Origin of the sequence: Curtobacterium citri (assembly GCF_030362955.1) — a bacterium.
Classification (GTDB): domain Bacteria; phylum Actinomycetota; class Actinomycetes; order Actinomycetales; family Microbacteriaceae; genus Curtobacterium; species Curtobacterium citri.
Window position 1 is genome coordinate 26270 of the sequence record NZ_JAUCML010000016.1, and the last position, 18107, is coordinate 44376.

At 69.4% G+C, this 18107-nt stretch carries 20 protein-coding genes; 9 read left to right on the forward strand and 11 right to left on the reverse strand.

Annotation, left to right across the window (positions count from 1 at the left end; translation table 11 throughout):
• Positions 1-53: 53 nt before the first annotated feature.
• Complete coding sequence (locus QUG92_RS16740) at positions 54-917, reverse strand: LysM peptidoglycan-binding domain-containing protein (RefSeq protein WP_182047611.1); 864 nt, start codon at positions 915-917, stop codon at positions 54-56.
• A gap of 101 nt (positions 918-1018) precedes the next feature.
• On the opposite strand from QUG92_RS16740, the gene QUG92_RS16745 reads away from it, so the two are divergent.
• Complete coding sequence (locus tag QUG92_RS16745; RefSeq protein WP_182047612.1) at positions 1019-1357, forward strand: hypothetical protein; 339 nt, start codon at positions 1019-1021, stop codon at positions 1355-1357.
• Positions 1358-1412: 55 nt separating this feature from the next.
• Here the strand turns inward: QUG92_RS16745 and QUG92_RS16750 are convergent, their stop codons facing one another.
• Positions 1413-2231 (reverse strand): aldo/keto reductase, encoded by an 819-nt coding sequence (locus QUG92_RS16750; protein WP_182047613.1) that lies wholly within the window; start codon positions 2229-2231, stop codon positions 1413-1415.
• Between the two features lie 134 nt (positions 2232-2365).
• Here QUG92_RS16750 and QUG92_RS16755 point away from each other — a divergent pair, with 134 nt between their 5' ends.
• Positions 2366-2809 (forward strand): hypothetical protein, encoded by a 444-nt coding sequence (locus QUG92_RS16755; protein ID WP_289460047.1) that lies wholly within the window; start codon positions 2366-2368, stop codon positions 2807-2809.
• A gap of 193 nt (positions 2810-3002) precedes the next feature.
• On the opposite strand, the gene QUG92_RS16760 is transcribed toward QUG92_RS16755, so the two are convergent.
• Positions 3003-4208 carry an MFS transporter gene (locus QUG92_RS16760; protein ID WP_069713515.1) on the reverse strand — a complete coding sequence of 402 codons (1206 nt, stop codon included), beginning with the start codon at positions 4206-4208 and terminating at the stop codon, positions 3003-3005.
• 377 nt (positions 4209-4585) lie between these two features.
• On the opposite strand from QUG92_RS16760, the gene nrdH reads away from it, so the two are divergent.
• The 4 genes from nrdH (at position 4586) to nrdF (ending at position 8975) form a co-directional block, all read left to right on the forward strand.
• Positions 4586-4819: a glutaredoxin-like protein NrdH gene (nrdH, locus tag QUG92_RS16765; RefSeq protein WP_058727719.1), complete on the forward strand. Its 234-nt coding sequence runs from the start codon at positions 4586-4588 to the stop codon at positions 4817-4819.
• Positions 4820-4930: 111 nt separating this feature from the next.
• Positions 4931-5347: a class Ib ribonucleoside-diphosphate reductase assembly flavoprotein NrdI gene (nrdI, locus tag QUG92_RS16770; RefSeq protein ID WP_182046291.1), complete on the forward strand. Its 417-nt coding sequence runs from the start codon at positions 4931-4933 to the stop codon at positions 5345-5347.
• Positions 5348-5364: 17 nt separating this feature from the next.
• Positions 5365-7470, forward strand: a complete 2106-nt coding sequence (gene nrdE, locus QUG92_RS16775) for a class 1b ribonucleoside-diphosphate reductase subunit alpha (protein WP_289460048.1) — start codon at positions 5365-5367, stop codon at positions 7468-7470.
• 503 nt (positions 7471-7973) lie between these two features.
• Positions 7974-8975, forward strand: a complete 1002-nt coding sequence (gene nrdF, locus QUG92_RS16780) for a class 1b ribonucleoside-diphosphate reductase subunit beta (protein WP_065963154.1) — start codon at positions 7974-7976, stop codon at positions 8973-8975.
• A gap of 393 nt (positions 8976-9368) precedes the next feature.
• On the opposite strand, the gene QUG92_RS16785 is transcribed toward nrdF, so the two are convergent.
• Positions 9369-10301, reverse strand: a complete 933-nt coding sequence (locus tag QUG92_RS16785; protein ID WP_182046290.1) for a hypothetical protein — start codon at positions 10299-10301, stop codon at positions 9369-9371.
• A complete protein-coding gene (locus QUG92_RS16790; protein ID WP_289460049.1) occupies positions 10298-11176 on the reverse strand; it encodes an SDR family NAD(P)-dependent oxidoreductase in 879 nt (292 codons plus the stop codon). The genes QUG92_RS16785 and QUG92_RS16790 overlap by 4 nt, the downstream gene beginning before the upstream one ends.
• A 51-nt stretch (positions 11177-11227) precedes the next feature.
• On the opposite strand from QUG92_RS16790, the gene QUG92_RS16795 reads away from it, so the two are divergent.
• The gene (locus QUG92_RS16795; RefSeq protein WP_289460050.1) at positions 11228-11809 is read left to right on the forward strand and encodes a TetR/AcrR family transcriptional regulator; all 582 of its coding nucleotides are present in this window, start codon (positions 11228-11230) and stop codon (positions 11807-11809) included.
• Between the two features lie 41 nt (positions 11810-11850).
• Here QUG92_RS16795 and QUG92_RS16800 read toward each other — a convergent pair whose 3' ends face one another.
• The 5 genes from QUG92_RS16800 to QUG92_RS16820 form a co-directional block, all read right to left on the reverse strand.
• Entirely contained in the window at positions 11851-13200 is a 1350-nt protein-coding gene (locus QUG92_RS16800; RefSeq protein WP_289460051.1) for a LamG-like jellyroll fold domain-containing protein, read from the reverse strand.
• 101 nt (positions 13201-13301) lie between these two features.
• On the reverse strand, positions 13302-13898 hold the full coding sequence (locus tag QUG92_RS16805) for a M73 family metallopeptidase (protein ID WP_182046286.1): 597 nt from the start codon (positions 13896-13898) through the stop codon (positions 13302-13304).
• A gap of 189 nt (positions 13899-14087) precedes the next feature.
• Entirely contained in the window at positions 14088-14294 is a 207-nt protein-coding gene (locus QUG92_RS16810) for a tautomerase family protein (RefSeq protein ID WP_182046285.1), read from the reverse strand.
• A 37-nt stretch (positions 14295-14331) separates the two neighbouring features.
• A complete protein-coding gene (locus QUG92_RS16815) occupies positions 14332-15234 on the reverse strand; it encodes an SDR family oxidoreductase (RefSeq protein ID WP_182046284.1) in 903 nt (300 codons plus the stop codon).
• Positions 15234-15974, reverse strand: a complete 741-nt coding sequence (locus QUG92_RS16820; RefSeq protein ID WP_289460052.1) for an SDR family oxidoreductase — start codon at positions 15972-15974, stop codon at positions 15234-15236. The genes QUG92_RS16815 and QUG92_RS16820 overlap by 1 nt, the downstream gene beginning before the upstream one ends.
• 96 nt (positions 15975-16070) lie before the next feature.
• Between QUG92_RS16820 and QUG92_RS16825 the strand changes: the two genes are divergently transcribed.
• Entirely contained in the window at positions 16071-16829 is a 759-nt protein-coding gene (locus tag QUG92_RS16825) for a TetR/AcrR family transcriptional regulator (RefSeq protein WP_182046282.1), read from the forward strand.
• Entirely contained in the window at positions 16829-17326 is a 498-nt protein-coding gene (locus QUG92_RS16830; protein ID WP_289460053.1) for a VanZ family protein, read from the forward strand. The genes QUG92_RS16825 and QUG92_RS16830 overlap by 1 nt, the downstream gene beginning before the upstream one ends.
• Positions 17327-17375: 49 nt before the next feature.
• Here QUG92_RS16830 and QUG92_RS16835 read toward each other — a convergent pair whose 3' ends face one another.
• Positions 17376-17726: a hypothetical protein gene (locus tag QUG92_RS16835; RefSeq protein ID WP_182046280.1), complete on the reverse strand. Its 351-nt coding sequence runs from the start codon at positions 17724-17726 to the stop codon at positions 17376-17378.
• Positions 17727-18107 lie beyond the last annotated feature (381 nt).

Consider the following 18107-nt stretch of genomic DNA (forward strand, 5'->3'; position numbering starts at 1 on the left):
TGGGTGGTGCGGACTGCCCGTCGAGCGTAACGGAACAGCGCCCGCGCCCGGTGTCAGCGCGTGGCGGGGTCGAGGTTGAGCAGGGTCCCCTTGATCACCCAGTCGTCGCCCTCCGTCTCCATCTGCGGGTTCAGCCACCGCAACTGGGCGACGGTGACGCCGAAGCGCTTCGCGATCGTGATCAGGTCGTCACCCTGGTTGACGCGGTAGCTGACCGGCGTGCCGGTGGTCCCGCGGAGGGTCTCGTCGGCGGCGTCGAACGCGTAGCCGTAGGCGCCCGGGCGAGCCTTGCCGAGCGTGACGTGGAGATCCGGCTCCGGGTCCGGGATCGACCACGACAGCGTGCCGATCGCGAGCACCTTGTGGGCCCACGGGCGGTCGCTGTCGTCACCGTCGGATTGGTCGGGCACGAGGACGACGGTGCGCAGCCAGTCCGGATCCGCCCCTGCTGCGGACAGGCTGACGACGGCCGGGGGCTGCGCCTGCGCGCCCCACCTCGTCGTGCTCACGGCGCGGCCGTCGTAGCCGTCCCCGTACTGCGCCGTGCGCCGGAACTCCACCGACATCGGCTGCGGCTGCGTGGTGCGGTAGCCGGAGAGCTCCGCGTCGAAGGTGCCGTGGTCGTTCGCGACGACCTTGACGTGGACCGCGGTGTCGCCGGACTTCGACACGGCGTCGGTCTCCGCGACCACCGTTCCGGTCGGGACCGCCTGCGGCGCCGCGACGGGCTGAGCGGTGGCGTCGGCGGCAGCCGACCCGTCGACGGGCCCCGGCGTCGCGGAGGCGCTCGGTGCCGCATGCCCGGTCGGCGCCGGCAACGGTGCGTCGTCGCCGAACAGCGAGCAGCCCGCCAACAGCAGCGTGCTCGCACCCACCAGTGCGACGGCCGTCGCGCCCCGCGTCCTCGTCCGACCCATCAACGTCCCCCTTCGTCGGGACGACCGTACCGGAGCGGGAACCGGATCAGCGCCGTCGTGACCGAACCGGTACCCCAGGGTCGACGCCTACTGTGCGGGGCATGAGCGACAACACCCCCGACGTCCGCGGCCCCGAGCCGTCCGACGACCGCGCGCGCAACGACGCGCTGCGCGACGCTGCGCACGGCGACGACCGCGACGGCGTGAGCGAGTCCGAGCAGCGGGCCGCCGACACCTCCTACAGCCCGTCGAGTGAGCGGGAGACCGTCGCGTCGCAGACGCAGCAGCGCAGTGACGAGGACCTCGAGCAGGACGGGATCGACCCGTCGCGGGTCGTCGCTGCGCCGGGCACCGGTGGTGCGGACGACGCCGGTGACGTCGAGCCCGAGCCCGGTGACCTGCACCTGCCGTGGCAGTCCGAGGAGGACCGGAAGGGCTGACCGGCGCCAGCCCCGCGCTGTCAGGGTCCGGCGGGTCGACGCCGGTCCTGCCCCGTCAGGACACGGCGTCCGGGTGCGACCCCGTCCGCTGGCCGGACTCGAGCGTCGCGATGGCCGCGAGGTCCTCGTCGGTCAGCACGAAGCCGTCGACGTCGAGGTTCGACCGGATCCGCGCGGGCGTGACCGACTTCGGCAGCACCACGACCCCCTGCTGCACGTTCCACCGCACGAGGACCTGCGCGACGCTCACCCCGTGCGCCGCCGCGATGCCGCTGAGCACCGGGTCGTCGACGAGCCGCCCGCGCCCGAGCGGCGACCACGCCTCGGTCACGATGCCGTGCTGCTCGTGGAACGCCATCAGCTCCCGCTGCGGCAGCCACGGGTGCCGCTCGACCTGGTTGACGGCCGGCACCTCGCCGGTCTCGTCGATCACGCGCTGCAGGTGCGGCACCTGGAAGTTCGAGACGCCGACGCTCCGTGCCCGACCCTGTTCGCGCAGTTCGACGAGCGTCCGCCAGGTCTCGACGTAGCGGTCGTTCGCCGCCGCCGGCCAGTGGATCAGGTAGAGGTCGACCGCGTCGAGTCCCAGCCGTCCCAGGCTGGCGTCGAACGCCCGCAGGGTCGCGTCGCGCCCCTGGTGGTCGTTCCACACCTTGGTGGTGACGAAGACGTCGTCGCGGTCCAGCCGGGAGGCACGGATCGCCTTCCCGACGCCCGTCTCGTTGCCGTACATCTCGGCGGTGTCGACGTGCCGGTACCCGGCATCGAGCGCGAGACCGACGGCCGTCTCGGCCTCGGCGTCGTCGACCTTGTAGACGCCGAACCCGACCGCGGGGATCGTCGCGCCGTCACGGAGGGTGATCACGGGCAGCATCCCGCCATCCTGCCCGGACCTGCTGGGACCGTCCTCCTTCGAAGACATGACATACGAAATGCCCACAGTCGCTCCCCGCCATCATCGTCCCGGCCCGCCGACGGAGCGGGCCGTCACCCTGAAGGAGTACCCCCATGCAGAAGACCGCCCGACTCGCCACGACCGCCGGCGTCGCCCTCGCGCTCGGTGCCTCGCTCCTGGCCGCCACCCCGGCCACCGCGGCGACCGCCCACGAGGCCGCGCCGACCGTCGCCGCCGCCGGCGCGCAGGCCGAGCACACCGGCCCGACGATCGCCTACCGCAACGTGACGATCACCACGAGCGTCATCCAGGGCGACGAGGTGCTGGTGCGCGGCGTCGTCACGCAGAAGAACAAGCCGCAGGCCGTCCAGGCGGCGGCGGGGAAGGGCTACCAGACGCTGGCGCCGGTCGCCGCCGACGGGTCGTTCGAGATCCGCTTCCCGACCGAGGGCGACCGCCCGTCGCAGGACTACGCGCTGCGCTTCGGCAAGGACTTCTTCGGCTCCTTCATGCCGATGGCCGACCTCTGGACGCCGTTCTACGCCACGCGCGCCTGACGCCGGACGCCGGCCTCCCGGACCGACGACGGGCCGGACGCCCGTTCCTTCCCATGACGCCTGCTGTGGCAGGTGCAACCGGGCGTACCTGGTCGGATCATCCGGCCAGGTACGCCCGTTTCCACCAGGTACGCCCGGTCCGTCCAGGCACGCCCGGTCCGACCAGGCACGCCCGCCCCGTCGGCGCGCCGCGTCAGCTCGGCAGCGTGACCGGCTCGGTGTCCGGCAGGGGGCTCGCGTCGCGACCGCGCAGGTCCGGCAGCCACCGCTTCGTGAACAGCGGGAGCAACACCCCGGCCGCGGCCATCACGGCGCCGACGGTCATGCCGCCGGTGGGGCCGTTCGCGTCGATGAGGAACCCGGCCACCGCGGAGCCGCCGGCCGCGCCGATGAGCTGCCCGGTCCCCATCCAGCCGTAGGCCTCGGCGGTGTCGGAGAACTTCACCGTCGCCGACACCGAGCCGAACATGACCGCGAGGGCGGGCGCGATGCCGGCGCCGGCGATCACGAGCGCCAGGCAGAGCCACCAGAAGTCGGTGCCGCCGACCGCCAGGGCGAGGCCGACGAAGACGATCGACATGCGGGCCCAGAGGGTGTTGCGCGAGATCGGGCGGTGTCCGAGCGCGAGGCCGCCCGCGAGCGACCCGACCGCGAACACGGCGAGGACGATGCCGGCGTTCGGGCTGCCCTCGCCGAAGACGCTCGTGACGCTCGCCTCGACCGCGGAGCACGCGCCGATGAGCAGCAGACCGGTCAGGGTCGCCACGACGACCGAGGGGCGCCGGAGGACGACGCCGAACGCGCGCTTGGACCGGGGGATGCGGACGCGGCCGAGCTCGGGGGAGGCGATGAACCACACGCCGCCGACGACCAGGAACACCATCGCGACGACGATCGCCTGCACGGTCCCGATCTGCGTCGCGACGAACGTCGTGATGACGGGCCCGGCCACCCAGATGAGCTCCTGCGCGCTCGCGTCGAGGGAGAACAGGGGCGTGAGCTGCGACGAGGTCACCATCTTCGGGTAGATGGTGCGCACCGCGGGCTGCACGGGCGGCACCGCGAGGCCGCCGAGGAACCCGACGACCACGTAGGCCCACAGCGGCATGAGCACGAACGCGACGACGCCCATGCTCACGAGCGCGACCGCGCTGGTCAGGACGAGCACCGGGCGCATGCCCCAGCTGCCCATCCACCGGCTGGTGAGCGGTCCGGCGATCGCCTGGCCGATGCTGGTCGTCGCGAGCACGAGACCGGCGGCGCCGTACGAGCCGAAGATGTGCTCGACGTGCAGCAGGTACGCGAGCGACAGCATGCCGAACGGGAACCGGGCGGTGAGCTGCGCAGCGATGACGCGACCGACGCCGGGGGTCTTCAGCAGGGGTCCGTAGGCACTCACGAGACGAGTGTACGGACCGGACGGAAGGGGCTGTCACCCGTCCGGGGGCACTGGGGACGAGCGACCTCCGGAGGGCCCTCCGCGACACGCCGATCGTCGGATTCCACACATGTGGATCGAACCTGTCCACGTGTGTGGGGAAGTGTCGGTGGTCGGCCCCAGACTGGCGGAATCACGGGCCTCCCCGAGGTGTTCACACTGTGGAGAGCTTGTGGAGAACTACACGGCTGTAACACTTCCTCTTGTGGTCGGTGCGGGGGCCAGCCACTAGATGTAGTGTGGAGTCATCGCAGCGGCCCCTCCCGGACCGTGTCTGCGGACAAGCATCAGCACCACCTCCACAGCATCGGAACACCCAGCAAGAACCAGGGGAGATCATGGCCGTCACCGTCTACACCAAGCCGTCCTGCGTCCAGTGCACCGCGACGTACCGCGCCCTCGACAACAAGGGCATCCAGTACGAGGTCCTCGACGTCTCCGCGGACGAGGCAGCGCTCGAGCACGTCAAGAGCCTCGGCTACATGCAGGCCCCCGTCGTCGTCACCGACGACGACCACTGGTCGGGCTTCCGTCCCGACAAGATCGCGACGCTCAGCGCCGAACTCGCGTGATGCGTGCGGGTCCCGTCACGGGACCCGCACCTCCGCCGGCCTGGAGGCACGCACCGCCTCCGACGGGCCACCCCCGATCTGCTGTCCGCACCTCTCCCAAGGAGCGCGCGCATGAGTCGCCTCGTCTACTTCTCCAGCGTTTCCGGCTACACGGCCCGTTTCGTCGAGAAGCTCGGCAGGGACGCGGACCGCATCCCGCTCCACCCGCGTGATCCGTTCCTCCAAGCCGACGAGCCCTACGTGCTCGTCCTGCCGACGTACGGGGGCGGCAACGGGCAGGGCGCGGTGCCCAAGCAGGTCATCAAGTTCCTCAACGACGAACGCAACCGCTCGCTCATCCGCGGCGTGATCGTCGGGGGCAACACGAACTTCGGCGAGGCCTACGGCCTCGCCGGGGACGTCATCGCGCAGAAGTGCGGCGTCCCTCTGCTCTACAGGTTCGAACTCTTCGGAACGCCGGACGACGTCCAGGCGGTCAACCAAGGATTGGATGCATTTTGGACGCAGCAGTTGCAGACGTCGATCTGACGTCGCCGCAGACGGGGATGGACTACCACTCCCTCAACGCGATGCTCAACCTCTACGACGCGAACGGGAACATCCAGTTCGACAAGGATCGTGAGGCTGCCAAGCAGTTCTTCCTGCAGCACGTCAACCAGAACACCGTCTTCTTCCACAACCTGAAGGAGCGGCTCGACTACCTGGTCGAGAACGAGTACTACGAGCGCGAGACGATCGACATGTACTCGCTGGAGTTCATCCAGCAGCTCAACGACCTGGCGTACTCGAAGAAGTTCCGGTTCCAGACGTTCCTCGGTGCGTTCAAGTACTACACGAGCTACACGCTCAAGACGTTCGACGGCAAGCGCTACCTCGAGCGCTTCGAGGACCGCGTCGTCATGACCGCTCTCGGCCTGGCGCAGGGCAACCAGCAGCTCGCGATCGACCTCGTCGAGGAGATCGTCGCCGGCCGCTTCCAGCCCGCGACCCCGACGTTCCTCAACACCGCGAAGGCCCAGCGCGGCGAGCTCGTCTCCTGCTTCCTCCTCCGCATCGAGGACAACATGGAGTCGATCTCGCGCGGCATCAACTCCTCGCTGCAGCTCTCGAAGCGCGGCGGCGGCGTGGCCCTGCTCCTCTCCAACATCCGCGAGGCCGGCGCCCCGATCAAGCAGATCGAGAACCAGTCCTCGGGCATCATCCCCGTGATGAAGCTGCTGGAAGACTCCTTCTCCTACGCGAACCAGCTCGGTGCGCGTCAGGGTGCCGGTGCCGTCTACCTGTCGGCGCACCACCCGGACATCATGAAGTTCCTCGACACCAAGCGCGAGAACGCCGACGAGAAGATCCGCATCAAGACACTGTCGCTCGGTGTCGTCGTGCCGGACATCACGTTCGAGCTCGCGAAGAACAACGAGGACATGTACTTGTTCTCGCCGTACGACGTCGAGAAGGTCTACGGCGTCCCCTTCGGCGACGTCCCGATCTCCGAGAACTACCGCGCGATGGTCGACGACCCGCGCATCAAGAAGACGAAGATCAAGGCGCGTGACTTCTTCACGACGATCGCCGAGATCCAGTTCGAGTCGGGCTACCCGTACATCGTGTTCGAGGACACGGTGAACAAGGCCAACCCGATCAAGGGTCGGATCAACATGTCCAACCTGTGCTCGGAGATCCTGCAGGTCAACACCCCGACGACCTTCAACGAGGACCTGTCCTACAAGGAGATCGGCAAGGACATCTCCTGCAACCTCGGCTCGCTGAACATCGCGCTGACGATGGACTCGCCGGACTTCGGCAAGACCATCGAGACGGCGATCCGCGGCTTGACCTCGGTGTCGCAGATGTCGCACATCTCGTCGGTCCGCTCGGTCGAGGACGGCAACGACAAGTCGCACGCCATCGGCCTCGGCCAGATGAACCTGCACGGCTACCTCGCTCGTGAGCGGGTGTACTACGGCTCCGAAGAGGGCATCGACTTCACGAACATCTACTTCTACACGGTGCTGTTCCACGCCCTGCGTGCCTCGAACAACATCGCGATCGAGACGGGTGAGACGTTCGACGGCTTCCGTGACTCGAAGTACGCGTCGGGTGAGTTCTTCGACAAGTACACCGAGCAGGCGTGGACGCCGGCGACCCAGCGCGTCGCCTCGCTGTTCGACGACGCGAACATCGCGATCCCGACGCAGGACGACTGGAAGGCGCTGAAGGCGTCCATCCAGGAGCACGGCATCTACAACCAGAACCTGCAGGCCGTCCCGCCGACCGGTTCGATCTCGTACATCAACCACTCGACGTCGTCGATCCACCCGATCGCGTCGAAGATCGAGATCCGCAAGGAAGGCAAGCTCGGCCGCGTCTACTACCCGGCGCCGTTCATGACGAACGACAACCTGGACTACTACCAGGACGCGTACGAGATCGGTGCCGAGAAGATCATCGACACCTACGCGGCTGCCACGCAGCACGTCGACCAGGGCCTGTCCCTGACGCTGTTCTTCAAGGACACCGCCACCACGCGCGACATCAACAAGGCGCAGATCTACGCATGGCGCAAGGGCATCAAGACGATCTACTACATCCGTCTGCGCCAGCTCGCCCTCGAGGGCACCGAGGTCGAGGGCTGCGTCAGCTGCATGCTGTAGAGCTGCTGCTCTCTTCCTGGAGGCGCGGGGCGGGCCCCGCCCCGCGCCTCCAGTCGATACAAGTCCACAAAGAGCTCAGGACCAGGTTCGCGAAAACCTGGTCCTGAACAGCCCCTAACAGGGACTCCAACTTGTCGGCTGGAACGTCCACTGTACATGAGTCGAACCGACCCTCCCGGGTCGGGCTCTCGGGGCTGAGGTAGCCCCGAGAGGAGGTGATGACAGTGGGCAAGAGCGTTAACAGGAGTGCGGCAAGTGGGCGCTTCGTCAGTAACGCTGCTGCCGCTCGTTGGCCGTCGAAGACGACCACCGAGCGCGTCGGTAGCGGGACTGGGAACTCCCGTACCGTGAGCCGGTCGGCCAGCAGCGGCCGGTTCGTGACCGAGGCAACCGCGAAGCGGAACCCCGGCGGCACCATCACGCAGCGCGTGTAAGCGCTGGGACGGGGCAGGTTACGGCCTGCCCCGTTCACCTCGACGGCAAGCTACATTCAGGAAGAGACCATGACCCTCACCGACCCGGTCCACGCCACGGGCAAGTCCATCCCGCTGATCAGCGCGGTCAGTGCCATCAACTGGAACCGCATCCAGGACGACAAGGACGTCGAGGTCTGGAACCGTCTGGTCAACAACTTCTGGCTGCCCGAGAAGGTGCCGCTGTCGAACGACGTGCAGTCGTGGAACACGCTCACGCCGGAGGAGCAGCAGCTCACCATGCGGGTCTTCACCGGCCTGACGCTGCTCGACACCATCCAGGGAACCGTCGGCGCGATCAGCCTGATCCCCGACGCGATCACCCCGCACGAAGAGGCCGTCTACACGAACATCGCGTTCATGGAGTCGGTGCACGCGAAGAGCTACTCGTCGATCTTCTCGACGCTCGCCTCGACGCCCGAGATCGACGACGCCTTCCGCTGGTCCACCGAGAACGTGAACCTGCAGAAGAAGGCTCAGATCGTCCTCGACTACTACACCGGTGACGACCCCCTGAAGCGCAAGGTCGCCTCGACGCTGCTCGAGTCGTTCCTGTTCTACTCCGGCTTCTACCTGCCGATGTACTGGTCCTCGCGCGCCAAGCTCACCAACACTGCCGACTTGATCCGCCTGATCATCCGCGACGAAGCCGTCCACGGGTACTACATCGGCTACAAGTTCCAGAAGGGCCTCGAGGGCGCTTCCGAGGAGCGCAAGCAGGAGATCAAGGACTACACGTTCAACCTGCTGTTCGAGCTCTACGAGAACGAGGTGCAGTACACGCAGGACCTCTACGACGGTGTCGGGCTGACCGAGGACGTCAAGAAGTTCCTGCACTACAACGCAAACAAGGCGCTGATGAACCTGGGCTACGAGCCGATGTTCCCCAAGGAGACGACGGACGTGAACCCGGCGATCCTGTCGGCGCTGTCGCCGAACGCGGACGAGAACCACGACTTCTTCTCGGGGTCGGGGTCGTCGTACGTCATCGGCAAGGCCGTCGTGACGGAGGACGAGGACTGGGACTTCTGATCCTGGTCTGACTCGAGGGAACGCCCCGCTGGCTTCGGCCGGCGGGGCGTTTTCGTGCTTCCCGAGCTGTGGACGCCTCCGGATGGCGCCCCTTCACCGAGAACGATTGCGGACGGGCCATGTGCGACAGGCGGTCGCTGAGCCGGTCCTGCGTGCGACTGCGTCCGGTCCAGGACCGGCTATCGGACACCTCTAAGCTCGGGGCATGGGGATGAATAAGGATCAGCGACTGGCCGCGATCATCGGGGGCGTGGTGGCGGTGGTTGCGGGTTGCTCTGTGGCCGTTGCGGGGGCTCTCGGCCTATTCGGTTCGTAGCCGACCTGTCTCACCGACCGATCCCCTAGCGAGGTCTTCGAGGAGCCTTTGATCGTTTCGTGGCTCGTCGATGAGTGTCACGAGTTTCGGTGGCGGATGATCACTGAGGCGGAGCCCGTGAGGAGGGCGACGATTCCGACGACCTCGATTGTGAGGAGGTCGGGGTGGAGGACCGACTGGCCTCGTAGTGCCTGCCACAGCGTGATCGAGGTGGCTGCGGCGTAGCCCGCCCCGGCGGTGACCACGACGCGCAGCCGAGTCTGTTCGCGCATGGTCGCCGGCAGGACGAGCGCGAGGAGGGGGAGTACCTGCAGAGCGTGCATTCCCACGAAGTGGGACACCCGGAGGTCGCCGTGGACGGTGTTCCACCCGAGGAAGGGGATGCCGCCGGACGCGTCGTCACCGCCGACGGAGTGTGACCCGTACGTCCCCGAACCCGGGTCCGCGAGCTGCGCCGCCGTCGGGACGACCATGAGGAAGCCGACGGACAGGCCGACCAGCGCGATGACGAGACCGATCCGCAGTGCCCAGGCCGTTGCCCGGTCCGGCAGGTGCGAGAAGACGGCGACCGCGGCGCCGACCAGCAGGGTGGCGCAGTACATCAGGGTGACCCCGCCGGCCATGAGCTGGTAGAAGAGCTGGTTCGTCGGCGTCGAGACGTTGAAGTGGCTGCCGACACCGCGCACCACCTGGACGGCGATGACGACGATCTCCAGGAGGGACGCGCCCGCGCCGATGGTCCCGGCCCACCAGCCGAGTCGACGGAGGACGGGGCGCTGCACCATGGAGAGCATCCACGCCAGCGTCACCGCGTAGAGCGCCAGCGAGATCGAGAACTTGAGCGGCTTCGCCCAGATCGGGTCCGCGGCGAGCGTGCGGTGGTCGACGAGCATCCCCACGAGGCAGACCACCGCCCAGACGCACATCGCCGCGGCGAAGGCCACGAGCGGTCGATGCCACCCGCGCGCCCCGGGACGGACCGCCGGGGTGTCGACGCGGACGGTGCTCACCGGCGGGCGTCCACTGCGGTCATGTCCTCCGAGATCGACCAGAGACGAGCCGCGATGTCCGGGTCCTGCACGCGCTTGGACCGCCCGATCACCTCGGCGCCGCCCCGCATGTGCATCATGCGCTGCGGCCCGACGAAGGTGTCCCCGGGCAGGTCGGCCGTCGCGGCCATGAGGGAGGGTAGCGCCCCGTCCTCCGGCTCCTGTCCGAGGACCGGGACGAGTCGGTCCCAGAGGTTGGGGCGCGCTCCGGCCGGTCGCTCGTAGATGGCCGTCTTGACCAGCCCGGGGTGCGCGGCGAGGGCGCGCACGCGGGACCCCGCCGCCAGCAGCCGCCGGTCGAGTTCAGAGGTGAAGAGCAGGTTGGCGGCCTTCGAGTCGGCGTAGGCGCGGCCGCCGTTGTACGTGCGTCGGTACCAGTCGAGGTCCGTGAGGTCGAGTCGGGCCATACGCTCCGCTTGGGAGGCGACGGTGACGACCCGGTCGGTGATGTGCGGCAGGAGCAGAGTCGTCAGCAGGAAGTGCCCGAGGTGGTTCGTGCCGAACTGGAGTTCGTGCCCGTCCGCGGTCCGCTGGAGGTCCTTCGACTCGACGCCGGCATTGTTGACGAGGATCGCGATCGGCTCGCCGATGCTGGCCGCGAACGCCTCGACGGTCTCCAGTCGCGCGAGGTCGAGCGCGCGGACCCGGTGCGTTCCCGGCGTTCCCGGGAGGGTCGACGCGACCGCGCGCCCCTTCGCCGTGTTCCGGACCGCGAGGACGATCCGCGCTCCCGCCCCGGCCAGTGCGACGGCCGTCGCCCTCCCGATGCCGCTCGTGCCGCCGGTGATGATCACGGTCTCGTCGGTCGGTGCCCGACCGGTCCTGGTGTCGTCCATGACGCCAATGTAGACACTGCAAACATTGTTGTCAACGCCTACACTGGAGGCATGAGTGCGCAAGCGCGGACGTACCATCACGGGTCGCTCCGGCAGGAGCTCGTGCGCGAGGGGCGCGCGCTGCTGATCGAGGAGGGGCAGCAGGCGGTGACGGTGCGTGAACTCGCGCGTCGCGTCGGTGTGAGCCACGCTGCGCCGCTGCGCCACTTCCGCGACCGCGACGCCGTCCTCGGCGCGATCGCCGCGGACGGCTTCGACGAGCTCCGCGGTCACCTGGAGGCCGCTCGCGGACCGGGGGACCTCGAGCCTCGCCTCACGGCGTACGTCCGGGCGCACGTCCGCTTCGCCCAGCAGAACGGGCCCCTCATGCAGCTGATGTTCGCCTCGACGGAGGGCGAGACCCGGGACGAGGCCTCGCGGTCCTCGGCGGAGCGGTTCTTCACGCTCGGTGCGGAGCTGCTCGGCGAGCGCGACCCGTCGTCGATGGGCCCCATCCCGTTCCTGCTCGCGGCGACGACCGAGGGCATCAGCGCGCTGGCGGCCGCCGGCCGGATCCCGCCCGACCGGGTGGACGACGTCGTCACCGCGGCGGTGCGGATGCTCCTGCCGCAGATCGAGCAGCAGCTCGGCTGAACTCCGACGTCTCGGCACGCGACGCCGGGGCGACCTGCCGCTCACCGGCCGGCTGCGAAGTGTTCCTCGACAGCTGCTGCCGACAACGTGTCGTCGTAGATGGTGACGTCGTCGAGGTTGCCCTTGAAGTGGAACGTCGTGTGGTTGCCGGGCCAGCCGTTGAGGTTGTCGAAGCCGATCCGCCACCATCCGGTGCTGACCTCGGCCCTGGTGTTGCTGTTCGCCACGACCTGCTTGCCGTCGATGTAGAGGCGCATGCCCGAGGCGTCCATGGTCGCGGTGGCGAGGTGCCAGGCGCCGTCGTTGAGGCCGGCTGCGGAGCTGATCGCGGTGTTGGTGCCGTTGTAGGCGCCGAAGAACACGGCGCCCTCGTCGGAGAGGTAGAGCTGGCGGTCGTACTTGGTGGACTGGTCGGTCTGGAGGTCCCCGAAGCCGAGGAGCATCCCGCCGGTGGTGGTGGTCGTCCTGAACCAGGTCTCGATCGCGAACACCTGCGGCGCCTCGATCGCCGTGTCCGTGATCACCTGCCCGCGGACCCCGCCGGTCAGCAGGGACGGGCTGTCCCCGGGACGACACGTGCCCGGGGCGAGGGAGACGCCCGGCCTGAGGGTGCCGTGGTGCCCGTTCCCGGATCCGTCGGCCGCAGTGGTCCCGGGTGCGTCGTCGAAGCGGTAGGTCAGATACGTGTGCGCGAACGGGGCGCGCTGAAGGCACGGGAAGGTGCCGGTGGCGAAGCGGTCCGCCGTGTTCGCGGCGGCCGCCGTGAACGCCGCGTGCGCGGCGCTGTTCGCAACGACCGCCACGGCGAGGCCCGCGGCCAGCACACCGATCAGGGCCACGCTCCGGGCTCGTTCCGCCCGGCCGGACCGTCGCCGTCGCCGTCCGTGCCCGACCGGACGGGTCACCTCGGACCCGCCGGGGCCGCTCAGTCGGGACGAGAGCACGAGGGCGCCGCCGAGTCCGAGCGCCGCCGCGGCGAGCCTGCCGGTGTCGTGCTCGCGGACCCACAGTGCGGGGAGACCGACCAGCGGGACCCGGAGCACGCCGATGCCGCGCACGTCCTCTGGGTCCACCGTCCGGGCGTCCGGCGCGGGGTTGGCGTCGCCGCGGAGCTGCAGGGCACCCGACGGCGTCCGCGCGACGAGTCGGTGCAGCAGCAGCGCTCCCGGGCGATCGGGGTCCTCGACCAGGAGCACCTGCCCGACCGTCACGTCCCGACCGTGGACCGGCATGGCGACGACGACGTCGCCGGGGCGGATCTGCGGCGCCATCGAGCCGGAGACCACCGTCGTGGGGATCCACGCCCACGCCGCGGGCAGCGCTGCCCACAGCAGCAGGCCCACCGTGACCAGGAGGACCGTGCGGCCGAGCAGTGCTGCGACGAACACCACCCAGGTCGCGGTAGAGGCGTCCTCGGACAGCGTCGCCACCGTTGCGGGGGACCGTTCGCGTCGTCCGTCCGGACGCGGGGCGACGTCGACCACGACCGGACTCAGGAACTCTGGGCTTCCCAGGTGAAACCGATGCGTGCGGTCCCGTTCTGGGCGGAGTTCGGCGTCGCAGGGTCGAGTGCGACCGTCATCTGGTAGGTGCGCGACTCGGGTGAGCCGCCGGCGGTGCGCCAGGTGCCGACGCCGTTCGAGGCCTTCGTGGCGGTCGTCCCGAAGTCGGCGAGGGTGCCCGACCAGACCATGGCGCCGGACGGCAGCGGGGTGAATCCGCTGCAGTTGCCGAAGGTGCCACCGGTGCCCTGCGTGATGGAGACGTTCAGCGAACTCGACAGCGCGTTGGTGGTCGCGGGGCTCGTGCCGTACAGCTTGACCGTCGACGGGAGCGAGCCGGTCGACGTGACGACGATGCACGAGGTCTGGCTGTCGCCGGGCTTCAGGCCGGTGGCCGTGAAGAGCGCGGTGTCGGAGTCGTCGTCGCTGAGCGCGACCGACCCGGCGGACCAGCTGTTCGGGGCGTTGCTCGTGGTGGCGGAGAAGGCGGCGTAGGACGCCTGCGCGATGATGAGGCCGGACGTCAGGACCGCAGTCGGGACGACGGCGAGGGCGATGGTGCGGCGTGCTCGCTGGGTGAGCTGCATGGTCTTCCTTCAGGAGTGTCGACACACCGAGATCGCGGACGCGCGACTGTGTCGGGTTTCGGAGAACGGTGTCTGGGGTGGCCGCAGGCGGAGCCCCAGGTGCGGGGTGCGTGTCGACGGTGAGCAGCAGCGTCGACCCGCGGAGTGTGGTGGGAGCCGGTCGTGCCGGCCCCCACCACGGGCGGGCGATCAGACGCGGCCGAGCAGCGCCTCGTTGAGGATGGTGCCGCCGAGCATCCAGCCGCCGTCGGCGACCTCGTCGAGGATGACGAGCGTCGTGGGGCGGGCTCGTTCGCCGTACGCGGCGACGATGGCGTCGGTGACGGCGTCCTGGAGCTTCTTCTTCGACTCGGGGGTCAGGGTGTCAGCGGGGACCTTGATGTTGGCGAAGGGCATGGTGTTCCTCTCGGTGGGTGTCCCGGACGGTCCGGGGTCAGAGTGCGGCGTTCGCGGACAGGAGGTCCCCGATGCCGACGCGGTGGTAGAACTCGGCTCGGATGCGGTCGGCCACCGCCGACACGACCTCGCTGCCGTCGCGCGAGGGGTCGACGTGGACCCGGTACGGGCGACTGCCGGCGGGGAGACCGACCAGGCGGACGATCTCGTCGGCGACGTCCTGCACGTCGGCGTCCACCGGTACGATCGCGGCGAGACGCCCGGTCAGGTCCTGGCGGAGCGTCCCGTACTCGGCGTCGTGTTCTGCGACACGTGCGGTGTCGTCGGGGACCGCGGCGTTGGTGAAGTGGTTCGTCCCGGAGGTGAAGGCCCCCGGCACGACGATGGTGGTGTCGATGCCGAAGCGGATCAGTTCCGCGGCGTAGCTCTCGGCGAGGGCGTCCATGCCGGCCTTCGCGGCGAAGTACGGCGCGAGGAACGGCGGGTGGCCGCCGCGGGTGGACGAACTGCCGACCCAGACGACCAGGCCGGATCGCCGGTCGCGCATGTGCGGCAGGGCGGCACGGGCGACGCGCTGGGCGCCGACGACGTTGACGTCGTAGAGCGCCGCGAACTGCTCCGGCGTGAACGCCTCGGCGGGTCCGTACGCCATGTGCCCGGCGTTCTGCACGAGGACGTCGATGCGTCCGTGCTTGCGGACGACCGTGTCGACGGCGTCGTCGACGGACTGCTGCGACTGGACGTCCAGCTCGACGGCGCCGAGCTGCAGGCCCTCCTGCGCGGCGAGGTCCGCGAGCGCGGTGCGGGCGGGTGCGTTCCGGCCGTCGACGGCACGCATCCCCGCGACGACGACGTTGCCGGCCCGCGCGAGCGACTCCGCGGTCAGTCGACCGAAGCCGCTGGACGCGCCCGTGACGAGGATGATGCGGGGCGTGGTCATCAGACCATCCCGCCGTTGGCGCGGATCGTCTGCCCGTTGACCCAACGGCCGTCGGGCCCGACGAGGAACGCCACGACGCCGGCGATGTCCTCCGGCCGCCCGAGGCGCTCCAACGGCGGCACCTTCGCCAGCGCGTCGATCTGCTCCTGCGTCTTGCCGTCGAGGAACAGCTCGGTCGCCGTCGGCCCAGGGGCCACGACGTTCGCGGTGACGTCCCGGCCGCGGAGCTCCTTCGCCAGGATCATCACCATGCCCTCCGCCGCGCTCTTGCTCGCGACGTACGCGCCGTAGGTCGGGACCTGCGTCCCCACGACCGACGTGGACAAGCCGACGAAGGCGCCGCCTGCCCGGAGTCGGTGGGCTGCCTGCTGCGCGACGACGAAGGTGCCACGGATGTTCGTCCGGTGGAGTGCGTCGAGGGCCTCGAGGTCCTGGTCGGCGATGGTCGACAGGGCGAGCCGTCCGGCGGAGTGCACGACGACGTCGACGCCGCCGTGGTCGGTCTCGACCCGGTCGAGCATCGCGGCGACGGCGTGCTCGTCGGCGACGTCGGCCTGCACGGCGAGAGCGCGCCCGCCTGCTCCTTCGATCTCGGCGACGGTGGCGGCTGCGGCGTCTGTGCCGCTGGCGTGGTTCACGACGACGGTGAAACCGTCTGCGGCGAGTCGGGTCGAGATCGCGCGGCCGATGCCGCGGGATCCGCCAGTGACCACGGCGATGCGCTCGGGTGCGGTGCTCATGGTGCTTCCTTTCACTGGTACGCGTCGTTCATTTCGACGTTACGCAGACGCTAACACGGATACGATCATCGATACAACCTGCGCTACGATTGGCGCATGGCCCGTACTGACGAAGCACTCCGGAGCGATCTGCTCCGCGCCGCGGAGGAGCAGCTGGTCGCTGCGCCCGACGGCGACGTCGCCACCCGTGCGGTGTGCGAGGCGGCGGGTGTCACCCAACCGGTGCTCTACCGCCTGTTCGGCGACAAGCGTGGGTTGCTCGACGCCCTCGCGGACGCGGGGCTCGAGCGCTACACGCAGCGGAAGGCCGAACTCGAGGTGTCCGACGACCCTTCGGTGGACCTCCGCCGGGGTTGGGACGACCACCTCGCCTTCGCCCGCGAGCACGCCGCGCTCTACCGGCTGATGTTCGCACCGCGCCCCTGGGCGAGCAGCGCCGCGAGGGACGGTCTGACGGTGCTGCTCGAGCGGACCCTGTCCCGCTGCGCCGCCGCCGGCATGCTCCGGATCGACGTCCCCGTCGCGGCGACGATGCTCCTGGCTGCCAACGTCGGGTTCGCGCTCGACCGGATGGCGGACCCCGACGCTGTCGGCACGAGCGAGGTCGCTGACACCCTGCGGGACGCCGTCCTCGACGCGGTCCTCGTCGCCCCGTCGCGCCGGGGCGGCGCCTCGGACCCGGACGGCGCCAGCGCGGCCGCGCGTCGCCAGGTCCGCGCCCAGCTCGAGCAGGGGGCGTCGGACGCGCTCCTCCCGGAGGAGTCTGCACTCATGCGCATCTGGCTCGACCGACTCGACCACGACCACGACCACGACCGCGACCGAGACCGCGACCGCGACCGGAAGGCCTCCTGATGATTTCCACGTTCCTCGTCGAACACGCATCCCTGTTCCGCGCGGGGTTCTGGGTGGTCGTCGTGCTCGCAGCCGTGCTCGCATGGGTGCTCCACCGGCTGCGCCTCCGCGGGGTGCTGCTCGGTCTGTCCGCGGTGTCGCTCGTCGCGGCGTTCGTCCTCACCCTGCTGCCCGACGGCACCCGACCCGGCGGTGTCAGCTGTACGGTGCAGTTCTCCGTCCCCTTCCAGGGCCTCGACACTCTCGCCAACGTCGCGCTGCTCCTGCCGCTCGTGCTCTTCCTCGGAGCTGCGACGGGCCGCCCCCTCACGGTCCTCGCGGGTGCGGTCGCGCTCTCCGCCGGCATCGAGGCCGTCCAGGCCCTCGCACCCGCGCTCGGCCGCCGGTGCGACACGAACGACTGGTTCATGAACACGGTCGGAGCAGTCCTTGCAGCAGCCATCGCCCTCGCGATGTGCAGGATCGATCGACGCCGCGGTACCACCGTCAACGCCTGAACCACTCATGACAGTGGGCCGGTCGACACCGAGTCGGTGCCGAGGGTGGTCACGGCGCGACGTGCGCGTGGTCTCCAGCCGCCGTGAGGATCGTGAGCACCTCAACGGCCCTCGGAACGGTCTTGGTGTCCACCGCCTGGTCCCAGACCCGCCGGAAGCCGGCATGGCAGGTCATGGTCGTCCTTGCCGGACGGTGTTGGATCATCGTCGGCCTGATCCCAGAGGACGTCAACATCGCCGGACACTCCGTCGGCGCTCTCCCGATCTTCATCGTCGGGAACATCGCCCTCGTCGTCGCCGGTCGTTCCGGGTCGACCCGAGGTTGCCCGATTGTTCGTCGCTCCGCACTCGTGCTCGGGATCACGGGGCTGCTCGGCTTCATCCTGACCGCGATCGCCATCGTCAACCCCGTCGGCCTGTCGGAATCGAGATGGCAGAACGCATCACGGTGTTCCCACTCCAGGCCTGGGCGCTCATCGCCAGGATCATCATTCTGCGCCAGCCGTGACCGCTCCGGGCCAGTGGGTCAACGCAGAGACTCACAAGAAGTGTCCAGTTGCCGATCGGCGAGCGAGACGGGCACGCTGGTGAGTCGAGGAGCAGTTCTGAGCCGGAACCCGATTCCACTTCCCGCCAGAGGTCCGCGGAGGTCGAGACGGAGCGCGATACTGGCTGGCACAGCACGTCCGGTCGGTCAGTGGGTTGCGTCGAAGTCCTCCTGGTGCGCCGTGACCTCGTCACGGTGCTGCTCCGACCACGTCTTCAACTGCCGCACCGTCTG

Excerpts from the sequence above, each read along its gene's own strand:
- nrdI (WP_182046291.1), top strand. The coding sequence starts at position 4,931 with ATGAGTCGCCTCGTCTACTTCTCCAGCGTTTCCGGCTACACGGCCCGT.
- QUG92_RS16825 (WP_182046282.1), top strand. The coding sequence starts at position 16,071 with ATGGCCCGTACTGACGAAGCACTCCGGAGCGATCTGCTCCGCGCCGCG.
- QUG92_RS16815 (WP_182046284.1), bottom strand. The coding sequence starts at position 15,234 with ATGACCACGCCCCGCATCATCCTCGTCACGGGCGCGTCCAGCGGCTTC.
- nrdE (WP_289460048.1), top strand. The coding sequence starts at position 5,365 with ATGGACTACCACTCCCTCAACGCGATGCTCAACCTCTACGACGCGAAC.
- QUG92_RS16805 (WP_182046286.1), bottom strand. The coding sequence starts at position 13,898 with ATGCAGCTCACCCAGCGAGCACGCCGCACCATCGCCCTCGCCGTCGTC.
- nrdF (WP_065963154.1), top strand. The coding sequence starts at position 7,974 with ATGACCCTCACCGACCCGGTCCACGCCACGGGCAAGTCCATCCCGCTG.
- QUG92_RS16790 (WP_289460049.1), bottom strand. The coding sequence starts at position 11,176 with ATGGACGACACCAGGACCGGTCGGGCACCGACCGACGAGACCGTGATC.
- QUG92_RS16750 (WP_182047613.1), bottom strand. The coding sequence starts at position 2,231 with ATGCTGCCCGTGATCACCCTCCGTGACGGCGCGACGATCCCCGCGGTC.
- QUG92_RS16810 (WP_182046285.1), bottom strand. The coding sequence starts at position 14,294 with ATGCCCTTCGCCAACATCAAGGTCCCCGCTGACACCCTGACCCCCGAG.
- nrdH (WP_058727719.1), top strand. The coding sequence starts at position 4,586 with ATGGCCGTCACCGTCTACACCAAGCCGTCCTGCGTCCAGTGCACCGCG.
- QUG92_RS16835 (WP_182046280.1), bottom strand. The coding sequence starts at position 17,726 with ATGGCGATCGCGGTCAGGATGAAGCCGAGCAGCCCCGTGATCCCGAGC.
- QUG92_RS16755 (WP_289460047.1), top strand. The coding sequence starts at position 2,366 with ATGCAGAAGACCGCCCGACTCGCCACGACCGCCGGCGTCGCCCTCGCG.
- QUG92_RS16830 (WP_289460053.1), top strand. The coding sequence starts at position 16,829 with ATGATTTCCACGTTCCTCGTCGAACACGCATCCCTGTTCCGCGCGGGG.
- QUG92_RS16820 (WP_289460052.1), bottom strand. The coding sequence starts at position 15,974 with ATGAGCACCGCACCCGAGCGCATCGCCGTGGTCACTGGCGGATCCCGC.
- QUG92_RS16740 (WP_182047611.1), bottom strand. The coding sequence starts at position 917 with ATGGGTCGGACGAGGACGCGGGGCGCGACGGCCGTCGCACTGGTGGGT.
- QUG92_RS16795 (WP_289460050.1), top strand. The coding sequence starts at position 11,228 with ATGAGTGCGCAAGCGCGGACGTACCATCACGGGTCGCTCCGGCAGGAG.
- QUG92_RS16745 (WP_182047612.1), top strand. The coding sequence starts at position 1,019 with ATGAGCGACAACACCCCCGACGTCCGCGGCCCCGAGCCGTCCGACGAC.